Origin of the sequence: Streptomyces ardesiacus (assembly GCF_003112575.1) — a bacterium.
In the GTDB taxonomy this organism is placed as follows: domain Bacteria; phylum Actinomycetota; class Actinomycetes; order Streptomycetales; family Streptomycetaceae; genus Streptomyces; species Streptomyces ardesiacus.
Map to the genome: position 1 here is coordinate 89182 of NZ_BEWC01000009.1, position 14159 is coordinate 103340.

The window sequence follows — 14159 nt, forward strand, 5'->3', positions numbered from 1 at the left end:
TTTTGATCGCTTACGGGGTGTGACTCGGGCCACGCGGATTGGGCGTAACGCTCTTGGGAACAACACGATGACCTAAGAGGTGACAGCCGCGGAAGGAATACGGACGCCGTTCACGGCGCTGTGCATCTCCCCGGCCCGCCCGCACCGTCGGCCCATTCCCAAGCCGGTGGTCGGCTCCCGTCCGCCGTGGACGGGGCCGGAAGCCGTTTTTCAACGTTCCGAGAGGTTGTTCGTGTCGGCCAGCACATCCCGTACGCTCCCGCCGGAGATCGCCGAGTCCGTCTCTGTCATGGCGCTCATTGAGCGGGGAAAGGCTGAGGGGCAGATCGCCGGCGATGACGTGCGTCGGGCCTTCGAAGCTGACCAGATTCCGGCCACTCAGTGGAAGAACGTACTGCGCAGCCTCAACCAGATCCTCGAGGAAGAGGGTGTGACGCTGATGGTCAGTGCCGCAGAGCCCAAGCGCACCCGAAAGAGCGTCGCAGCGAAGAGTCCCGCCAAGCGCACCGCCACGAAGACGGTCGCGGCGAAGACGGTGACCAGCAGGAAGGCGACCGCTCCCGCCGCTCCGGCGGCGCCCGCCGCAGAACCCGCCGCCGAGGAAGAGGCGCCCGTCAAGAAGGCGGCGGCCAAGAAGACGACCGCCAAGAAGGCGACGGCGAAGAAGACCACCGCCAAGAAGACGGCGGCCAAGAAGACCACCGCCAAGAAGGACGACGCCGAGCTTCTCGACGACGAGGCGACCGAGGAGCCGAAGGCCGCGGCGGAGGAGCCCGAGGGCACCGAGAACGCGGGCTTCGTGCTGTCCGACGAGGACGAGGACGACGCTCCGGCCCAGCAGGTCGCCGCGGCCGGCGCCACCGCCGACCCGGTCAAGGACTACCTCAAGCAGATCGGCAAGGTCCCCCTGCTCAACGCCGAGCAGGAGGTCGAGCTGGCCAAGCGCATCGAGGCCGGGCTGTTCGCCGAGGACAAGCTCGCGAACTCCGACAAGCTGGCGCCCAAGCTCAAGCGCGAGCTGGAGATCATCGCCGAGGACGGCCGCCGCGCCAAGAACCACCTGCTGGAGGCCAACCTCCGCCTGGTGGTCTCCCTGGCCAAGCGCTACACCGGCCGCGGCATGCTCTTCCTGGACCTCATCCAGGAGGGCAACCTCGGTCTGATCCGCGCGGTGGAGAAGTTCGACTACACCAAGGGCTACAAGTTCTCCACGTACGCCACCTGGTGGATCCGTCAGGCGATCACCCGCGCGATGGCCGACCAGGCCCGCACCATCCGTATCCCGGTGCACATGGTCGAGGTCATCAACAAGCTCGCGCGCGTGCAGCGCCAGATGCTCCAGGACCTGGGCCGCGAGCCCACCCCGGAGGAGCTGGCCAAGGAGCTCGACATGACCCCGGAGAAGGTCATCGAGGTCCAGAAGTACGGTCGCGAGCCCATCTCGCTGCACACCCCGCTGGGCGAGGACGGCGACAGCGAGTTCGGTGACCTCATCGAGGACTCCGAGGCGGTCGTCCCGGCCGACGCGGTCAGCTTCACCCTCCTGCAGGAGCAGCTGCACTCCGTTCTCGACACCCTGTCCGAGCGCGAGGCCGGCGTCGTCTCCATGCGCTTCGGTCTCACCGACGGCCAGCCGAAGACCCTCGACGAGATCGGCAAGGTGTACGGCGTCACGCGTGAGCGCATCCGCCAGATCGAGTCGAAGACCATGTCGAAGCTGCGTCACCCGTCGCGCTCCCAGGTGCTGCGCGACTACCTCGACTAGGTCACGACGGGCAGTACGCGCGTCACCGAGCGCGAAGGAGGCCCGGTCCCGCCAGGTGCGGGACCGGGCCTCCTTCGCGCTGGGCAGCGGGTGCGCGACAGGGCGCACTGGATCACTCTGGGTGTCTCATGACCACCTAGGAGTGAGGAGCCCGCATGCGTCGTCTCTTGGCCCGGACACTGGCCCGGCCGCTGGTGCTGGCGGCCGCCGCGACCGCGATACCGCTGGGGTCGGCCGCTCCCGCGGCCGCCGACAGCATCGTCGTCGGAGGCTTCCCGGTCGAAGTGTCCGACAGCCCGTGGACCGTCGCCCTGTCCAGTCGTGACCGGTTCGGGGGTACACGGGCGGGGCAGTTCTGCGGGGGAGTGGCCGTCGGCCGGACCACCGTGCTCACCGCGGCCCACTGTCTGGGGGAGGAGGTTCTCGGGTCTCCTCCGGAGCAGGTGGCCGACCTGCGGGTCGTCGCCGGACGGACCGACCTGCTGTCGGACGAGGGGCAGGAGATCCCCATCCGCTCCGTCTGGGTGAACCCGGAGCACGACGACCGCAGCAACGCGGGCGACTTCGCGGTACTCACGCTGTCACAAGCGCTTCCCGCCGGCTCGGTGATAGGGATGGCGGCGGAAGGTGACCCCGCGTACACGCCCGACACGGGGGCGCTCGTGTACGGCTGGGGGGACACCTCGGGTGCCGGGGACTATGCGAACCGCCTGCACGCGGCCCGGGTGCGGGTGCTGTCCGACGCGTCCTGCGAGCGGGCGTACCCGGGCGACGACGAGGGGAGGTATCTCCCGGGCACCATGCTCTGTGCCGGGCAGGAGGCCGGGGGCCGCGACGCCTGTCAGGGGGACAGCGGGGGGCCGCTGGTCGGTCAGGGAAGGCTCATCGGCCTGGTGTCCTGGGGGAGCGGCTGCGGACGCCCGGGCAGTCCGGGGGTGTACACGCGGGTCTCCTCGGTGCTGCGGACGCTGGGATGGGACGGTACGGCCGCGAAGCAGCGCGGGGCGCCTGACGGCCGCTGACCATCTGCGGGCACGAGTACGGGCGGCCTGCCTCCGGGGCGCGGAGGCAGGCCGCCCGCTCATCGGCCTGTGCCGATTCGGCTCGTCGTCGGGCGCGTTGAGTCAGCGCTCTTCCTCGGCGGAAGATGCCGGAACAGCGGTCAGCCGCTCCGTCTCGTCCTGTATCTCAGCGGCGATCTTCTTGAGTTCCGGCTCGAACTTGCGACCGTGGTGGGCGCAGAAGAGCAGTTCTCCGCCGCTCAGCAGGACGACGCGCAGGTAGGCCTGGGCGCCGCAGCGGTCGCAGCGATCGGCGGCCGTCAGCGGGCTTGCGGAAGTCAGAACAGTAGTCACGTCGCCTCTTCTCTAGCTCGACGAGCTGTCGTACCAGGGTCAACATCCAACCAGCCCCAAAACGTTCCCGCTCGTGGCTTTTCCTCGAAAAAAACTTCCGAGGGGCCGGCTGTTGCCGATTGGCGGCGAATGTGCCGTATTGCGTGTCTGTGTGTCGTACGGGTTCGCGCAGTCGGTCAGTGTCGGTCCCGCCGGCTGGGTTGCCGGTTTGTTCATGAGGACGTGCCCGGAGCCTAAATGGTTCATGCCTCGAAGGGAACGTGATGTGTACTTCACCCCATCGAGGGATCGAACAGGTATGCGACCGTGGACTAGGGTGAGTCGGTGACGAGGGTGGCGTTACAACGGCTCTACCAGGCCTCGGTACCCTCTGACCGGTGAACCAAGCCACGCCTTTACCCAGCGGGGCCCCATCTGAAATTCAGCGAGGAGCGAACCGCGTGACCGCCGAGACATCCGTGCCGTCCACTGCGCTGCTGGCAGGAGCAGACCGGGACGGATCCAACTACACCGCGCGGCACCTGCTCGTCCTCGAGGGGCTCGAGGCCGTGCGCAAGCGTCCGGGCATGTACATCGGATCCACCGACAGCCGTGGCCTGATGCACTGCCTGTGGGAGATCATCGACAACTCCGTCGACGAGGCCCTGGGCGGTTACTGCGACCACATCGAGGTGATCCTCCACGACGACTCCTCGGTGGAGGTCCGGGACAACGGCCGGGGCATCCCGGTCGACGTCGAGCCCAAGACCGGCCTGTCCGGCGTCGAGGTCGTCATGACCAAGCTGCACGCCGGCGGCAAGTTCGGAGGCGGCTCCTACGCGGCCTCGGGCGGTCTGCACGGCGTCGGCGCCTCCGTGGTGAACGCCCTGTCCGCCCGCCTCGACATCGAGGTGGACCGCGGCGGGCACACCCACGCGATCAGCTTCCGACGCGGGGTCCCGGGCACGTTCGCGAAGACCGGCCCGGACGCGAAGTTCGACCCCGGGAACGGGCTGCGCAAGGCCAAGAAGATCCCCAAGAGCCGCAGCGGCACGCGCGTGCGGTACTGGGCGGACCGGCAGATCTTCCTCAAGGACGCGAAGCTCTCCCTGGACACGCTGCACCAGCGGGCCCGCCAGACGGCGTTCCTGGTGCCCGGGCTGACCATCGTCGTGCGGGACGAGTTCGGTCTCGGCGACGGCGGCAGCAAGGGCGAGGAGTCGTTCCGCTTCGACGGGGGCATCAGCGAGTTCTGCGAGTTCCTGGCCAGTGACCGGCCCGTCTGCGACACCCTCCGCTTCAGTGGCCAGGGCTCCTTCAAGGAGACGGTCCCGGTGCTCGACGAGGAGGGGCAGATGACCCCCACCGAGGTCACCCGTGACCTCGGCGTCGACGTCGCGCTGCGCTGGGGCACCGGCTACGACACCACCCTCAGGTCGTTCGTCAACATCATCGCCACGCCCAAGGGCGGCACCCACGTCGCCGGCTTCGAGCAGGCGGTGACGAAGACGATGAACGAGGTGCTGCGCACCAAGAAGATGCTGCGCGTCGCCGAGGACGACATCGTCAAGGACGACGCCCTGGAGGGGCTCACCGCGGTCGTCACCGTCCGGCTCGCCGAGCCGCAGTTCGAGGGCCAGACCAAGGAGGTCCTCGGCACCTCGGCGGCCCGCCGGATCGTGAACAACGTGATCAGCAAGGAACTGAAGGCGTTCCTTACCTCGACCAAGCGTGACGCCGCCCAGCAGGCCCGGGTGGTCATGGAGAAGGCCGTCGCCGCGGCCCGTACCCGCATCGCCGCACGTCAGCACAAGGACGCCCAGCGTCGCAAGACGGCGCTGGAGTCCTCCTCGCTGCCCGCGAAGCTCGCCGACTGCCGCAGCGACGACGTCGACCGCAGCGAGTTGTTCATCGTCGAGGGCGACTCCGCCCTGGGCACGGCCAAGCTCGCCCGGAACTCCGAGTTCCAGGCGCTGCTGCCGATCCGGGGCAAGATCCTCAACGTCCAGAAGTCATCCGTGACGGACATGCTGAAGAACGCCGAGTGCGGGGCGATCATCCAGGTCATAGGAGCGGGCTCGGGCCGCACCTTCGACATCGACGCGGCCCGCTACGGCAAGATCATCATGATGACCGACGCCGATGTGGACGGCTCCCACATCCGCACCCTGCTGCTGACCCTGTTCCACCGCTACATGCGGCCCATGGTGGAGGCGGGCCGCGTGTTCGCCGCGGTGCCCCCGCTGCACCGCATCGAGCTGATCCAGCCGAAGAAGGGCCAGGACAAGTACGTCTACACGTACTCGGACCGGGAGCTGCGCGACAAGCTCATGGAGTTCCAGAGCAAGAACATCCGCTACAAGGACTCCATCCAGCGCTACAAGGGCCTCGGTGAGATGGACGCCGACCAACTGGCGGAGACGACCATGGACCCCCGCCGCCGCACCCTGCGCCGGATCAACCTGACGGACCTCGACTCCGCCGAGCAGGTCTTCGACCTGCTGATGGGCAACGACGTCGCGCCCCGCAAGGAATTCATCTCCAGTTCCGCGGCCACGCTGGACCGGTCGCGCATCGACGCGTGAGGCAGCCCGACGACGCGTGAGGCAGCCCAACGGCGCGTGAGGCAGTCCTGCCGTCCTCGGACCGGGCCCGGAGCCACCACCGGGCCCGGTCCGACGTTTGCGGCCCGGACCATCACCCTCTCCACCCGTGGGTGGAGGGCAGGGACGGGCAGCGCTCCACCCATGATCCACCCGGGCTCCGATCCCGTGACCTCGCCGTTTCCGTAGCGTCGAAGGTGTCGGCGGGACCGCCGCCGGCATCTTCCTTCTTCCGCTCACGGAGGCGCGATGTCCGGGCTCCTCGACGCGTTGGCCCTCACGGCGGCGGCCGGCCTGGTGATCAGCCGGCAGTTCCGCGCGAGCCGCATCGACACCGACCGGCGCTGGTGGGTGCTGCCCGTGGTGCTGGGCGTCGTGGCGCTGCGCGAACCGGGCGTGATCGACGGCCACCATCAGACCGCGGCCGTGCTGCTCCTGGCCGCCGAGGTGATCGTCGGCCTCGTCACGGGGGCCGGCTGGGCCTGGACCACCCGGATATGGACCGAGGCCGACGGCGCCGTGTGGAGCCGGGGCACCCGGGCGAGCGTCGCGGTATGGGGCGTCGGCATCGCGGTGCGCGCCGGCCTCTACGGCATCGGTGCGGCCCTGGGAGTGCGGCAGGACGGCTCCGCCCTGCTGCTCTCCCTCGCGGTGACTCTGCTGGTCCGGTCCGGCGTCCTGGCCCGGCGCCTTCCGTCCCCAGGCCCCGCCGGAGCACCCGGTCGCGCGTACCGTGGCGCAGTGCCCCGGCCCGCCGGAAGGGAGCCCGCGTGACGGAGAACCTCTGGACGAGGTGGCCCTCCAGGGAGGCGCTTCTGCCCGAAAGCGTCTCCCGGCCCCGCCGCCTGCTCTCCCGGGGGGTGCGCCTGGCGGTGTTCGGGACACTGCTGTGGGGTGCGTTCACCAGCAGCCGGCTGCACGGCTGGGGCTCGATCGCGGCAGCCGTCGGCCTTGTGGCCGCCGTCTGTGCGGCCTGGGCCTTCTTCCGGACCACTCTCGCGCACCGGCTGTGGCCGTCCCTGGCGCTCGTCGTCGTTCTGCTCGCGCTCGCGGTCGCCGCCCGGTCCGTGGGGTTCGGCGTACCCGCTCTGATCATCTGGTGCGGCTGCGCCGTCGTCGCCCTCGAACGGCTGCCCCTCGCCGCCGCGCTGCCCGTGACCTCGGCCGCGCTGGCCTCCTACGCCTTGGTCAGCGACGACGCATGGCTGACCAAGGTCGCGACGGCGGGCGGGCTGGCTCTTGCGGGGTACGTCCTGCGGCTCGACGCCGAGGCGCGCGGGAGCGCGCAGCGGTTGCTGGCCCAGGAGCGGGCCGCCCGGGCGGCCGAGGCGGAGTCCGCGGCCCTCGCGGAGCGGGCCCGGATCGCCCGGGAGATCCACGACGTACTGGCACACAGCCTCTCGGCGCAGATGGTGCACCTGGAGGCCGCCCGGCTGCTGATCGAGCGGGACGCGGACCGCCGGCAGATTCTGGACCGGGTCGTGGCGGCACGGGGGATGGCCCGCGACGGACTGGCCGAGACCCGGCAGGCGCTCTCCGCGCTGCGCGGGGACCTGACGCCTCTGGAGGACTTCCTGACCCAGCTCGTGGAGACGGCCGGGGGCACGGCGGAGGTCACCATTACGGGGGAACGCAGACCGTTGCCGGCCGAGGCCTCGCAGGCCGTGCGCAGAGTGGCCCAGGAGGCGCTGACGAACGCCCGCAGGCACGCCCCCGGCGCCGGAGTGCGGGTGCGGCTGGACTACGGCGCCCACGAAGTGATGCTGGACGTACGGGACTCGGGAGGTCCGCCCGGCGAAGACACCGGCACCGCGGGTGGGTACGGTCTGCTGGGCATGCGGGAGCGTGCCGAACTGCTGGGCGGCTCGCTGCGGGCAGGGCCGGGCGAGGAGGGGTTCGTGGTGACGTTGAAGGTGCCCGTATGACCGAGGTGGCCGGGGGGAGGCCCGCGCGGGTGATGGTCGTGGACGACCAGACCGTGGTGCGGGAGGGGATCGTGATGCTGCTCGGACTCCTGCCCGGTGTGGAAGTCGTGGGCTCCGCCGGTGACGGGGAGGAGGCGGTGCGGCTCGTCGCCGAACTCGCCCCGGACGTGGTGCTGATGGACCTGCGCATGCCCCGCTGCGACGGTGTGGAGGCCACCCGCCGGATCCGCGCCGAACACCCCGGGACTCAGGTCGTCGTGCTCACGACGTACGTGGACGACGAGTCGCTGTTCCCCGCGTTGCACGCGGGGGCGCGCGGCTATCTCACCAAGGACGCGGGCGGGGACGAGATCGTCCGGGCGGTGCACAGCGTCCTGTCCGGCGAGGCGGGGCTCGCTCCGAGCATCCAACGGCGCCTGCTGGAGCGGCTGTCCGAGTCCGCGCCGCGACCGAGCGGTCCTCCCGAGCCGCCGGACGGGCTCACCGCCCGGGAGACCGAGGTGCTGGTCCTCATCGCCGAAGGGCTCGACAACCAACAGATCGCGAAGAGGCTGCACGTCTCCACGGCCACGGTGAAGACCCACATCAACAACCTGTTCGCCAAGACCGGTATCAAGGGCCGTGCGCAAGCGGTGCGTTACGCCTATGGAAAGGGGCTGGTGCGGCCACCGGAGGGAGGAATCACCTGATGGGGTGAAGTGCCCGGGGAAGCAGAGCCGTGGATCCCCGCGTTCTGTCCATCCTGGGGCATGCAGTCAAGCAACGACCGGCCCCGCGGCGTCGGGGGCGGTCCCGAAAGCGCGGCAGGCCACCGTGCCGCGCCGGGCGGGGCCCACGTCGACACGGCCTCCGGCCCGCGGCAGGACGAGCTGGGCCACGACGACTTGCGGTACGACGACCCGTGGTACGACGCGCTCGCCTCCGGCTGGGGCGAGCCGGCCGGGCCCGGTGCCCCCGAGCCGGCCGTGCCGTCGATGCGCCGGGAACCGGCGGTGGAGCCGTCCCGGGCCGCGGCCGACGTGTATGTGCAGGTCCAGCGCAGCGCGGCCTTCCAGGAGGTCCGCAGCCGGTACCGCCGGTTCGTGGTCCCGGCGGTGGTCGCGTTCTTCCTGTGGTACGTGGCGTACGTGGTGACCGCCACGACGGCCCCCGGGCTGATGGCGCGACCGGTGGCCGGCGCGGTGAACGTCGCGATGGTCGCGGGGCTCGGACAGTTCCTCACCACGTTCCTGCTCACGTGGGCCTACGCCCGGCACGCACGGCTGCGCAGGGACCGGGCCGCCCTCGAACTGCGCTGGGACACCCAGGAACTGACGCGTGGTGCACGAGGCGGTGTGTCGTGACGGGCGACCACCAGACGCTTGCGCTGCTGCTGTTCAGCACCTTCGTCGCCGTCACGCTGGGGATCACCACCTGGGTGGGCCGCCGCCGGCACGGCTCGGCGGAGGAGTTCTACGCGGGCGGCCGGCTCTTCTCGCCGATGGAGAATGGTTTTGCCATCTCCGGCGACTACATGTCGGCCGCATCCTTCCTCGGCATCTCGGGGCTCATCGCCCTCTACGGCTACGACGGCATGCTCTACTCGGTGGGTTTCCTGGTGGCCTGGCTCGTCGTCCTCTTCCTCGTCGCCGAACTCGTGCGCAACTGCGGGCGGTTCACCCTCGCGGACGTCGTGGCCGCCCGGATGAGGGAGCGGCCGGTACGGATCGCGGCGGGGACCTCCTCGGTCACCGTCTCCGTCCTGTACCTGGTGGCGCAGATGGTGGGCGCGGGGAGCCTCGTCGCGCTGCTGCTGGGCGGGACGAGCGAGGCGGCACGGACGTGGACCGTCATCGGCGTCGGCGCCCTCATGGTCGTCTACGTGTCGCTGGGCGGGATGCGCGCCACCACCTGGATCCAGATCGTGAAGGCGGTCCTGCTGCTGGGCGGCACCTTGACGCTGACCGCGCTCGTCCTGGTGCGCTTCCACGGTGACGTCGACCGGTTGCTGCGCACGGCGGCCGAGCGCAGTGGCCACGGCGAGGCGTTCCTCGCGCCCGGCCTCGCCTACGGCGGGGACTGGGTCTCCCGCTTCGACTTCATCAGCCTGGGCCTCGCCCTGGTGCTGGGCACCGCCGGGCTGCCGCACATCCTGTCCCGCTTCTACACCGTGCCCACCGCACGCGCGGCGCGGCGGTCCGTCGTCTGGTCGATCGGCCTCATCGGAGGCTTCTACCTGATGACGATCGTGCTCGGATTCGGCGCCGCCGCCCTGGTCGGCCCGGACACCGTCCGCGCGTCGAACGCCGCCGGGAACACGGCGGTGCCGCTGCTCGCCCTGGACCTGGGCGGCGGTGCCCAGTCCACCGGCGGGACGGTCCTGTTCGCCGTCGTCGCCGCCGTCGCGTTCGCCACCATCCTCGCGGTGGTCGCCGGCATCACCCTGGCCTCCTCGGCGTCCGTCGCCCACGACCTGTACGCCTCCCTGCGGCGGCGCCGCACCGAGCCGCGCGGCGAGGTCGCCGTGGCGCGCGTCGCCGCCGTCGGCATCGGCGCTGTCGCGATCGGGCTGGGCCTGCTGGCCCGCGACCTCAACGTCGCCTTCCTGGTGGGCCTCGCCTTCGCCGTGGCCGCCTCGGCCAACCTGCCGGTGCTGCTCTACTCCCTGTTCTGGCGCGGCTTCACCACCCGGGGCGCGGTGTGGGCGGTCTACGGCGGCCTGGTGCCGGCCGTGGTGCTGGTGCTGCTGTCCCCCGTGGTCTCGGGCAGCCCGCAGGCGCTCTTCCCCGGCGTCGACTTCCAGTGCTTCCCGCTGCAGAATCCGGGCCTCGTCTCGATCCCGCTGGGCTTCCTCGCGGGCTGGCTCGGCACGGTCACTTCCCCGGAGGCCCCGGACGAGGCCAAGCACGCCGAGACCGAGGTGCGGTCGCTGACCGGGGCGGGGGCCGTGTAGGGGCCGGTGACCGCGGCCCGGGGTCCCGTGGCCGTCTCAGGCGCGGGTCGCCCACGCGTAGCGGTGCTCGGGGCGGCCCGCATCGCCGTACTTGAGGGTCAGCACGGCGCGTCCGCTGCGTTCCAGGAGCTTCAGGTAGCGCTGCGCGGTCTGGCGGCTCACCCCGGTCCGGTCGGCGATCTCCTGCGCGGAGAGCGGTCCGTCGGCCTTCAGCAGGCACTGGCGCACCAGTTCGGCGGTGGTGGGGGAGTGCCCCTTGGGCAACCCCGGCTCGGACGGTGCCGACAGGGCGCCGAAGATCCGGTCTACCTCCGCCTGTTCCGCCTCGCCGCCCCCGTCGAGCGTGCGGCGCAGCTCCGCGTACGCCGCCAGCTTGGCGCGCAGTCCGGCGAAGGCGAACGGTTTCACCAGGTACTGGAGAGCGCCCTGGCGCATCGCCGCCTGGACGGTCGACACGTCCCGGGCGGCCGTCACCATGATCACGTCGGTCTGGAGCCCCCGCCGCCGCATCTCCCGGACGACCTCCAAGCCGGTCCGGTCGGGCAGGTAGTGGTCCAGCAGGATCAGGTCCAGGCGTTCCAGCCGCTCCACCGCGGCCAGTGCCTCCCCCGCGCTGTGCGCCTCACCGGCGACACGGAAGCCCGGCACCTTCTCGACGTACGCGGCGTTGACGCGCGCGACCCGCGTGTCGTCGTCCACGACCAGAACCTCGATCATCGGGACTCCTCCTCGGCAGCGGTGGTCACAGGGGTGGGGGTCACGGGGGCGGTGGGGGCGGGCTCCGGGGCCCGGCCGGGGCGCGGTCCGGGTCCCGGTTCCCTCTCCGGGGCCGGTTCGGCCAGGGCCTCCGGCAGAGCTACGACGAACTCCGCGCCCCCGCCGTACGCCTTGCCGACGGTCGCGCTGCCCCCCTGCCGCTCGGCCAGGCGGCGCACCAGCGGGAGGCCGATGCCGCGCTCGCGGTGGGCCGGCGCCTCCTTGGTGGACCAGCCCGCCGTGAACACCAGCTCACGGTGGTCCGCCGGTACGCCGGGCCCCGTGTCGCGCACCGTGAGCGTGACGGCGCGGCCCTCGGCGCGCAGTTCGACCTCCACGCGCGCGTGCGGTGTGCCGGCGGTGGCGTCGAGGGCGTTGTCGACCAGGTTGCCGACGATCGTGACGAGCCCCCCGGGATCGACCAGCCGGTCCGGCAGCCGCGTCCGGTCCGAGACCCACAGGGTGACGCCGCGTTCGGCCGCGACCGTCGCCTTGCCGACCAGCAGGGCGGCGAGCAGGGGGTCCCGGATCCGCTCGGTGATCTGCTCCGCGGTGACCCGGTGGTCGCCGACGACCTCGCCGACGAACTCCACGGCGTCGTCGTACATCTCCAGTTCCAGCAGCCCCAGCAAGGTGTGCATGCGGTTGGCGTGCTCGTGGTCCTGTGCGCGCAGCGCGTCGATCAGGCCCCACGTGGAATCCAGCTCACGGCCGAGCTGCTCCAGCTCGGTGCGGTCGCGCAGCGTGGCCACGGCCCCGCCGTCGTCGGTGGGCATCCGGTTGGCGACCAGGACCCGCTGGCCGCGCACGGTCAGCAGGTCGGTGCCGGTCACCCGGCCGGCCAGGACGTCGGCGGTGCGGCCCGCGCCGAGCGCCTCGTCGGGGAACCGGCCGACGGCCTCGCCGCCGATGCCCAGCAGGCGCTGCGCCTCGTCGTTGAGCAGCCGCACCCTCCCCCCGCGGTCGAGGGCGACGACGCCCTCCCGGATGCCGTGCAGCATGGCCTCGCGCTCCGCCAGCAGTCCCGCGATGTCCGAGAAGGCCAGGTCCCGGGTCTGCCGCTGCACCCGGCGCGAGATGATCCAGGACGCCAGGGCACCCACGGCCAGCGCGCCGCCTGCGTAGGCGAAGAGGCCGGGGATGGCGTGGATCAGCCGCGCCCGGACGCTGTCGTACGCGATGCCCACCGAGACCGCCCCCACGATCCGGCCCTCGCTGTCGCGCAGGGGCACCTTTCCGCGTGCGGAGCGGCCCAGGGTGCCGTTGTCGATCTCCATGACCTCGCGTCCCGCCAGGGTCTCCCCGGGGTCGGTCGAGACGACCTCGCCGATCCGCTCGGGGTCGGGGTGCGACCAGCGCACGCCGGCGCGGTCCATCACGACGACGTACTCCGCCCTGGTGGCCCTGCGGACCCGCTCCGCCTCCTGCTGCACCGGCCCGTCCGCCGTCGGCCGCGTGGTGCGCAGGTCCCGCACGACCTGCGGCTGCTGGGCGGTGGTCTGCGCGATCGCCAGCGCCCGGCGCATCGCCTGATCGTCGAGTTGGTCGCCGAGCGGCGCCAGGAACAGCCCGGTCGCGAGCACGGCGACGCCCGCGGCGATCGCCAACTGCATCAGCAGCACCTGCGAGAACACCCGCCGCGGCAGGCCCAGGCGCAGTCGGCGTACGGGGGGAGTGGAGCTCATGGCCATGACGGTACGTGGGGCGGCGGCCGGCCGTAGTGGGGTGTGGCGCGTATCTCCCGGCGGGCGGTTCGCCGGACCTCCGGCCGGGACCGCCGGTCCTTCGCGGCGCTTGAGGGACGGCGTGCCACACGGTGCGTCGGCGGGTGGTCCGTTCCCGGCCGGTCCGCGCGTCAGCTCGCCAGTGCGGCCGCCGGCACCGGCAGCTCGCGCACCGCGGTGACCTCCATCCGCGCCGGCGAACCGAGCACCGACGCTCCGCAGCTCTCCGGCCGGGCCGGCGCCGACGCGCCCTGTACGACGGTGATCCGCCAGTGCCGGCCGTCGCGGTGGGCCAGGGTCACCTCCCAGCGCGGTGCCGCGCCGTCCGTCCGTACGACCGTCAGCGCCTGGGCCGCGTCCTCGGCGACGGCCGACCGCAGGGCCAGCTCGGCCGCCTGGCCGGGGCGCTCCCAGGCGGAGTTCCCGCGGCAGCCCTCCACGACGATCCGGCCCTCCTGCGCGCGATGCAGGATCTCCTTGACGGTGTGGGCCTGGACCCGGCCGTAGACGTAGCCGTGCGGCAGTACCAGCACGGTCGGCGAGAAGCGGTGGCCTCCCAGGTGGGTGACCTCCCAGACGCCTTCGGCTCCGGAGGCGGCGACCTCGGCCGCCAGCGGCCTGCCGAGGAGGGCGCAGCACCGGTCGCGCTTGCCGTTGGTGCAGACGAGAGCGAGGGGGTCGCCCTGGTGGGGGCCGCCGTCCAGCACCGAGTCGAAGGCGTGGTGGTCGCCCCGGCCGAGGGCCGCGAAGTCGAGGTCGAGCAGTCGGCGCGGGTCGTCGAGCGTGGTGCCGTGCAGCCACACGTTCCCCGGCACGGTGTGGGCCGCGTACACCCTGCGCGCGTCGGGCGTGCCCCGGTCCGCGTGGCGCCCGGGACGGCGGATGAGGGCGATGCGTACGCCCGTCCCCTTCGCCGCCGCGTCGAGGGCACGCCCCAGGGCGGGGTCCAGGTGGCTCGAGGTGAGCGCCTTGGCGCCCCAGGGCCCGGGCTGTTCGAGCAGCAACCAGGTCCTCGCGGCGGGTGCGGTGCCCGCGAGGGGCTCGTCGAGGTCCCAGGAGACGACTGAGCACGTACTCACGGAGGTGAGCCTAACCTGACTTGCGCCACGACGACTTCCAG

12 protein-coding genes are annotated in these 14159 nt (G+C 71.8%); 8 read left to right on the top strand and 4 right to left on the bottom strand.

The window, feature by feature from the left end; translation table 11 throughout:
* Window positions 1-232: 232 nt before the first annotated feature.
* Window positions 233-1765 carry an RNA polymerase sigma factor gene (locus tag Sdi02f_RS29125; protein ID WP_030402598.1) on the top strand — a complete coding sequence of 511 codons (1533 nt, stop codon included), beginning with the start codon at window positions 233-235 and terminating at the stop codon, window positions 1763-1765.
* A 155-nt stretch (window positions 1766-1920) separates the two neighbouring features.
* Window positions 1921-2787: a S1 family peptidase gene (locus tag Sdi02f_RS29130; protein WP_055469743.1), complete on the top strand. Its 867-nt coding sequence runs from the start codon at window positions 1921-1923 to the stop codon at window positions 2785-2787.
* Window positions 2788-2889: 102 nt separating this feature from the next.
* Here Sdi02f_RS29130 and Sdi02f_RS29135 read toward each other — a convergent pair whose 3' ends face one another.
* Window positions 2890-3120, bottom strand: a complete 231-nt coding sequence (locus Sdi02f_RS29135; protein ID WP_007445070.1) for a DUF7455 domain-containing protein — start codon at window positions 3118-3120, stop codon at window positions 2890-2892.
* Between the two features lie 440 nt (window positions 3121-3560).
* Here Sdi02f_RS29135 and Sdi02f_RS29140 point away from each other — a divergent pair, with 440 nt between their 5' ends.
* From Sdi02f_RS29140 to Sdi02f_RS29165, 6 genes are all read left to right on the top strand, one after another.
* Window positions 3561-5684, top strand: coding sequence for a DNA gyrase/topoisomerase IV subunit B (locus Sdi02f_RS29140; protein ID WP_030402596.1), 2124 nt, complete (start codon window positions 3561-3563; stop codon window positions 5682-5684).
* Between the two features lie 267 nt (window positions 5685-5951).
* The gene (locus Sdi02f_RS29145; RefSeq protein WP_055469742.1) at window positions 5952-6476 is read left to right on the top strand and encodes a hypothetical protein; all 525 of its coding nucleotides are present in this window, start codon (window positions 5952-5954) and stop codon (window positions 6474-6476) included.
* Window positions 6473-7627, top strand: coding sequence for a sensor histidine kinase (locus Sdi02f_RS29150; protein WP_055469741.1), 1155 nt, complete (start codon window positions 6473-6475; stop codon window positions 7625-7627). Before Sdi02f_RS29145 ends, Sdi02f_RS29150 begins: the two co-directional genes overlap by 4 nt.
* Window positions 7624-8316 carry a response regulator transcription factor gene (locus tag Sdi02f_RS29155; protein ID WP_030402593.1) on the top strand — a complete coding sequence of 231 codons (693 nt, stop codon included), beginning with the start codon at window positions 7624-7626 and terminating at the stop codon, window positions 8314-8316. Before Sdi02f_RS29150 ends, Sdi02f_RS29155 begins: the two co-directional genes overlap by 4 nt.
* A gap of 60 nt (window positions 8317-8376) precedes the next feature.
* Window positions 8377-8970 (top strand): DUF485 domain-containing protein, encoded by a 594-nt coding sequence (locus tag Sdi02f_RS29160; RefSeq protein ID WP_108934302.1) that lies wholly within the window; start codon window positions 8377-8379, stop codon window positions 8968-8970.
* On the top strand, window positions 8967-10559 hold the full coding sequence (locus tag Sdi02f_RS29165; RefSeq protein ID WP_031184980.1) for a monocarboxylic acid transporter: 1593 nt from the start codon (window positions 8967-8969) through the stop codon (window positions 10557-10559). The genes Sdi02f_RS29160 and Sdi02f_RS29165 overlap by 4 nt, the downstream gene beginning before the upstream one ends.
* 36 nt (window positions 10560-10595) lie before the next feature.
* On the opposite strand, the gene Sdi02f_RS29170 is transcribed toward Sdi02f_RS29165, so the two are convergent.
* The 3 genes from Sdi02f_RS29170 to Sdi02f_RS29180 form a co-directional block, all read right to left on the bottom strand.
* On the bottom strand, window positions 10596-11276 hold the full coding sequence (locus Sdi02f_RS29170; RefSeq protein ID WP_108934303.1) for a response regulator: 681 nt from the start codon (window positions 11274-11276) through the stop codon (window positions 10596-10598).
* Window positions 11273-13000, bottom strand: coding sequence for an ATP-binding protein (locus Sdi02f_RS29175; RefSeq protein WP_108934351.1), 1728 nt, complete (start codon window positions 12998-13000; stop codon window positions 11273-11275). Before Sdi02f_RS29175 ends, Sdi02f_RS29170 begins: the two co-directional genes overlap by 4 nt.
* Before the next feature lie 170 nt (window positions 13001-13170).
* The gene (locus Sdi02f_RS29180; RefSeq protein ID WP_108934304.1) at window positions 13171-14118 is read right to left on the bottom strand and encodes a ferredoxin family protein; all 948 of its coding nucleotides are present in this window, start codon (window positions 14116-14118) and stop codon (window positions 13171-13173) included.
* Window positions 14119-14159: the final 41 nt, after the last annotated feature.

What these genes read in the sequence shown, in the direction of transcription:
- Sdi02f_RS29170 (WP_108934303.1), bottom strand. Translation starts at nt 11,276, where the DNA reads ATGATCGAGGTTCTGGTCGTGGACGACGACACGCGGGTCGCGCGCGTC.
- Sdi02f_RS29175 (WP_108934351.1), bottom strand. Translation starts at nt 13,000, where the DNA reads ATGAGCTCCACTCCCCCCGTACGCCGACTGCGCCTGGGCCTGCCGCGG.
- Sdi02f_RS29155 (WP_030402593.1), top strand. Translation starts at nt 7,624, where the DNA reads ATGACCGAGGTGGCCGGGGGGAGGCCCGCGCGGGTGATGGTCGTGGAC.
- Sdi02f_RS29160 (WP_108934302.1), top strand. Translation starts at nt 8,377, where the DNA reads ATGCAGTCAAGCAACGACCGGCCCCGCGGCGTCGGGGGCGGTCCCGAA.
- Sdi02f_RS29130 (WP_055469743.1), top strand. Translation starts at nt 1,921, where the DNA reads ATGCGTCGTCTCTTGGCCCGGACACTGGCCCGGCCGCTGGTGCTGGCG.
- Sdi02f_RS29145 (WP_055469742.1), top strand. Translation starts at nt 5,952, where the DNA reads ATGTCCGGGCTCCTCGACGCGTTGGCCCTCACGGCGGCGGCCGGCCTG.